Genomic DNA, 5,583 nt, shown 5'->3' on the forward strand with positions numbered 1-5,583 from the left:
AACAAAGCCTGGCACACCAATTGTACTTTTCATCGTATCAGAGCTAATAGGTGCTGTTTCTCTATAGTTATAGAATTTATAATCCTTAGAATCAGGTAGGTATACAAGCATACATCCTCCACCGCCGATTCCAGAACCATATGGCTCAACAACTCCTAGTACATATGATATCGCTGCTGCTGCGTCAACTGCATTTCCTCCATCTTTTAAAACCTTCATTCCAACTTCTACCGCCAATTCATTAGATGAACTCACGCCGTATCCAGAAGTAACATCTCTATCTAAAGCTTTATTCACAGATTTATTAAAAAGAGCAGCAATATTATCGTAGAAAACTAGGCTTAAGCATAAAACTATTACTGCAAATACACTTGCTATTTTTTTTGCCAAAATTTTCCTCTCCTTTTACTTGTAAATTTTATATAAAAAAAATTTTATTTATATACACATAAAGTTTTAGAAAATAATTTCTAAAACTAAATATGCAACATACAATATAACTATTAAAATACATAACCCTGAAAAAGTTATTTCTTTTCTATTTTTTATCATTATTTGGATTTTTTCTTTTATTGTTAATTCTCTACTCATCTCTCATACCTCTCTATACAAATGGTAAGAAACAAATGATACCATATACAACTAAAGAAACACCTAATGAACTTGCTACAGTTAATTTTATACCTTGTTTATAATAAGCATTTGCTATTAATCCAGGAATAACTATTCTTATAGCTTCAAGAGCTCCTAACGCATCACCCATAGATGCATTAACTGAAGTTATCACTAAATTTAAAATCATACTTACAAATAATAAGGCTAAAAATCTTCTTCTACCGTATAATATTAAAAATTTATTTAAAACAAATTCAACTATCATATATGTTAATAAACTTATTAAAAATATAACTATTATCCCTTTTGGGTCGCTTAATGATAAAGCCATATATCCTGGAACAACTAGTCCCCCTGGATTTATCCCAAATTTTTCTTGAAATAATAAACTTAATGTTAATCCTAAAATAATAGCTACATATAATTCACTAATTCCCATGTAATCCTCCTCAATTCCTTTCTATCCTAAAGTTTTTTCTTCACTATCTACTACTATTGTGTCTTCATCTCTACTCATACTTAATAATTTTTCGATGAAAGGTTCACCTTGACCATGTATATTACCTACACCAAATACCATTCTATCCTTTAATAGTGGATAAATAGTTTCTATAATTTTATCTGGTTCAGCATATTCTAAGTTTATATAATTTTTAACATTAGGGAATTCCCCATTTTTATATGCTGTTGTAATTGGCTCTGTGACTTCACCTATACCAACTAAAGTATGAGTTTGTATTTTTGGAAATACATCTGAAACAAATATTTCAGTTCTATCAACTCTATCCTCTCTACAGTTCATAATAACTATAGGGTCTTCAGTGTTGTAGTCTAATTCTTTAACTCTTTCCCAAATATTAACTGTTGATTGTGGGTCGTTTGCTGCGAAACCATTGACAAATGTACAGTTTAAATTTTCATCGCCAATTCTAGTAATTCTCATTGCTCCTGGGTCTGGATGCGCATTTAACATACCTTTAAAGCATGTTTCTTCATCTATTCCTAGAGCTTGTCCTACTGCTAAAGCTAATGAAGCATTTTCTGGGAATATCATATAATCAAATTGAGCTAAATATTCATCTGTAATTTTTGAATTATCTGCAATTATTACCTTAGTATTTCTCTCTGCTGCGATTTGTTTAAAGTAATCAGCATAAGGTCCATCAACTGTTATTAAATATCCATCATATGGTATTGTTGCTCCAAATGCTTGTGCAATTTGATCTAATGTTGGTCCCATAACATCTAAATGGTCTTCCAATACGTTAACTATAACTACGATATTAGATTCTAGCATTCTAAATTGGAAAACTTTTTGATAATCAGGATTTACAGCCATACACTCGCAAACTAAAGCTTCTGCATCTAAGTCAGCAGCTTTTTGTAAAACTTTTAATTGTTCTCCTATGTTTGCCCCTTGTGGCTTTCTAACTATGATATCTTCATCATCTTGAAACCAATAAATCATTCTGGCAGCCGTACCAGTTGTCTTACCTATAGTTCTATATCCTGCTTCTGTTAAAATACTAGTTATTAATCTAGTTACTGTAGATTTTCCTCTTATTCCATTTATATTTACCCTTATTGGTATTTTTTCAACATTTCTCTTTTGTGCCAATTGTTCTCTAATACCTAAAATCAATAATATTGCCACACATACTACTATAATAAAAATAACTCATCCCTCCTAAAGATCAACTTTTATATTTTTTATTAACATCTTATCAAAACTTCCACTAAAACATAAAAGTATTTTAATTTTTAATCAAGAAATAAAACTCGATAATTTACTTACATTTAACAACTCATAAGATTATACCAAAAAAATATCTTTTCTAAAAGTATTTTTTTCTATTTTGTAGAATTTAGTATTTGTCGTATACTCAAAACAGCCTATTTTCCAACATAAAATCAATCGCATTTTTTTCATAAGTCTATTTTATATTATTTTCCATACCATTTCAATAAATATGACTTGTTTAAATTCTTTCATTTTCTTAAAAATTACAAGATTTTGCAATATAACGCCCATGAACTTTCATTTTTTTTATTTTCATTATATATAATACTCTTTTTTTCGAGAATGTCACTAGTTTATTTCTTTATTTTATATTATTTTTATAATATTTATTTTATATGTTAAAACTAATTTATATAAATAAAAGTGAGCATAGATACAATACTTTTTTTACTATCTATATAAATTAATGAACTCTATCCAAAAGATATTTTCATAAATCCATTGTATAGAGTTCACCAATAGTTTTTATTAAATTTTACAGTTTATTAATCGTCTAATTTTAAAACAGCCATAAATGCCTTTTGTGGTACTTCTACGTTTCCGATTTGTCTCATACGTTTCTTACCTTCTTTTTGTTTTTCAAGAAGTTTCTTTTTACGAGATATATCTCCACCGTAGCATTTAGCAAGTACGTCTTTTCTAAGTGCGCTTATAGTTTCTCTAGCTATTATTTTATTTCCAACAGCTGCTTGTATTGGCACGGCGAATTGATGTCTTGGTATTTCATTTTTTAATTTTTCACACATCGCCTTACCTCTAGAATAAGCCTTTGATTCGTGGACGATAAAGCTAAGTGCATCTACTTGTTCTTTGTTTATTAATATGTCTAATTTAACTAATGTAGAAGGTTGATATCCCTTCATTTCGTAATCTAGTGAGCCATATCCTCTAGTTCTTGATTTTAACGCATCAAAGAAATCGTATATAACTTCATTAAGAGGTAAATCATAGTGTAACATAACTCTCTTAGGGTCTATATATTCCATATGAAGCATTGTTCCACGTCTTTCTTGGCATAATTCCATTACTACCCCTACAAAGTCCTTAGGAACTATTATATCAGCTTTTACAATAGGCTCTTCTATCATTTTTATTTCTGATGGTTCCGGTAAATTTGTAGGATTTTGTATCATTACTACTTCTCCAGATGTTTTAGTTACTCTGTATATAACAGATGGTGCTGTAGTTACTAAATTTAAATCAAATTCTCTCTCTAATCTTTCTTCTATTATTTCTAAGTGCAATAATCCTAAAAATCCACATCTAAATCCAAAGCCTAATGCTGCTGAAGTTTCTGTTTCAAATTCTAATGCTGCATCGTTTACTTGTAGTTTTTCAAGTGCATCTTTTACATTTTCGTATTTTTCACCTTCAGCCGGATATATACCACAGTAAACCATAGGTGTAGCTTTTTTATATCCTGGAAGTGCTTCTTCTGTAGGATTTTTTGCATCTGTTATAGTATCACCAACTCGACAGCTTCTGATGTCTTTTATACTAGCAGCTATATATCCAACATCTCCAGCTTGAAGATTGTCTAGCTCAGTTGGACTAGGAGCCATTACACCTACCTCTGTAACTTCAAATTTCTTTTTAGTATTCATCATCTCGATTGTCATACCTTTTTTTACTTCGCCTTCATATACTCTTACATATGCTACAACACCCTTATATGCATCGTAATATGAGTCGAATATTAAAGCTTTTAAAGGTTTATCTTTGTCACCTTGTGGCGCAGGTACGTTCTTTACTATATCTTCAAGTACATCTTGTATATTTAAACCTGTTTTAGCTGATACTAACGGGGCCTCACTCGCATCAAGTCCTATAATTTCTTCTATTTCTTCTTTTACTTCATCTGGTCTAGCACTTGGAAGATCTATTTTATTTATTACTGGTAGTATTTCTAGATCTTGATCTAATGCTAAATACACATTTGCTAGGGTTTGAGCCTCTACACCTTGAGCTGCATCTACTACTAAAAGAGCACCTTCACACGCAGCTAAGCTTCTAGACACCTCGTAGTTAAAGTCTACATGTCCTGGAGTATCTATTAAATTTAAATAATATTCATTGCCATCCTTAGCCTTGTACATTAATCTGATATTTTGAAGCTTAATAGTGATTCCTCTTTCTCTTTCTAAATCCATATTATCTAATAATTGATTTTTCATATCTCTATCACTAACTAAACCTGTATATTGAATTAATCTATCCGCCAAGGTAGACTTTCCATGGTCTATATGCGCAATAATACTAAAATTTCTTGTTCTACTTTGTTTGCTGTCCACCTTTTCTCCTCCTTGATTTTATTTTATAAATTATTTTCATCATAGATTTTATTTTATAATATATCGGCTTTTCTGTAAATATAAGTTATTACAGAAAAATAAGACTTATTTTCATTAAGTCTTATTTTTCTCGTATTAATTTTTAAAATTCTATATTTACAAGTTTTGATAGGTAATCTTTTTGATTTAATTTTATAAAATCTATATTTTTTTCTATTAAGGATTTCTTATTTAGCATTTTATTCATATTATAATCTACCCAAAATATACAGACTACAGATATACAAATCATCAAAACAAAAGACATAACTTTTAAAAAAAACAATTTCTTTTTTCTATTTAATTTCTTATTTAATCTTTTATTTATTCTTTCATCTAATTTGCTCATATTAATATTATCTTGTATTAAATTTAATACAATGCCTTCTATATTTTATATGTTTTTTTCTCTAAAATATCCATCTAATATTTCTGCTAAATACTTAGCACTTGCTTGAGCCTCACTACTAGTAGTACCATTGCTACCTACTTCAATTAACAATGCATTATCACATATGCTTTGATTAAATCTACCATATGGTTTAACTACAACAGGCATTATCAAGTCTGGATATTTTTTATTGGCATATTCAGTTATGCCGTCTGCTAGCTTTTTAACTTCATCTACATCGTCATTTCTAGCTCCTACAACAAAGAAAAATTTAGCAACTCTTTGTCCATCTATTGTAGTCGTATATTTATTATGGATATTAGTTTTTACTGTTTCGTTTGCTATATTAAGCCCATCTCTATGCAAATCAATAGTTATTTTTATGCTATTGTATTTATTCATTGTAGATTTTATAGTTTGAGAGCTTCTAGCATATGAATTATTAT

At 29.4% G+C, this 5,583-nt stretch carries 7 protein-coding genes; all 7 read right to left on the reverse strand.

Annotated elements, in window-relative coordinates; genetic code table 11:
* The coding region (locus tag SPD90_RS13825; protein WP_320925617.1) for a gamma-glutamyltransferase at positions 1 to 390 on the reverse strand (390 nt) is incomplete at its 3' end.
* Positions 391 to 456: 66 nt separating this feature from the next.
* Positions 457 to 591, reverse strand: a complete 135-nt coding sequence (locus SPD90_RS13830; RefSeq protein WP_320626932.1) for a hypothetical protein — start codon at positions 589 to 591, stop codon at positions 457 to 459.
* 13 nt (positions 592 to 604) lie between these two features.
* Entirely contained in the window at positions 605 to 1,054 is a 450-nt protein-coding gene (gene pgsC, locus SPD90_RS13835; protein WP_320626931.1) for a poly-gamma-glutamate biosynthesis protein PgsC, read from the reverse strand.
* A 21-nt stretch (positions 1,055 to 1,075) separates the two neighbouring features.
* Complete coding sequence (gene pgsB, locus SPD90_RS13840) at positions 1,076 to 2,290, reverse strand: poly-gamma-glutamate synthase PgsB (RefSeq protein ID WP_320925619.1); 1,215 nt, start codon at positions 2,288 to 2,290, stop codon at positions 1,076 to 1,078.
* A gap of 611 nt (positions 2,291 to 2,901) precedes the next feature.
* Complete coding sequence (gene lepA, locus SPD90_RS13845; RefSeq protein WP_320626930.1) at positions 2,902 to 4,707, reverse strand: translation elongation factor 4; 1,806 nt, start codon at positions 4,705 to 4,707, stop codon at positions 2,902 to 2,904.
* Between the two features lie 142 nt (positions 4,708 to 4,849).
* A complete protein-coding gene (locus SPD90_RS13850) occupies positions 4,850 to 5,095 on the reverse strand; it encodes a hypothetical protein (protein ID WP_320626929.1) in 246 nt (81 codons plus the stop codon).
* A 45-nt stretch (positions 5,096 to 5,140) separates the two neighbouring features.
* On the reverse strand, positions 5,141 to 5,583 hold a 443-nt coding region (gene spoIIP / locus SPD90_RS13855; RefSeq protein WP_320925618.1), incomplete at its 5' end, for a stage II sporulation protein P.

The sequence above is a fragment of the Intestinibacter sp. genome (assembly GCF_034113885.1).
GTDB lineage: Bacteria > Bacillota > Clostridia > Peptostreptococcales > Peptostreptococcaceae > Intestinibacter.

Excerpts from the sequence above, each read along its gene's own strand:
- SPD90_RS13850 (WP_320626929.1), bottom strand. The coding sequence starts at position 5,095 with ATGAGCAAATTAGATGAAAGAATAAATAAAAGATTAAATAAGAAATTA.
- SPD90_RS13830 (WP_320626932.1), bottom strand. The coding sequence starts at position 591 with ATGAGTAGAGAATTAACAATAAAAGAAAAAATCCAAATAATGATAAAA.
- pgsC (WP_320626931.1), bottom strand. The coding sequence starts at position 1,054 with ATGGGAATTAGTGAATTATATGTAGCTATTATTTTAGGATTAACATTA.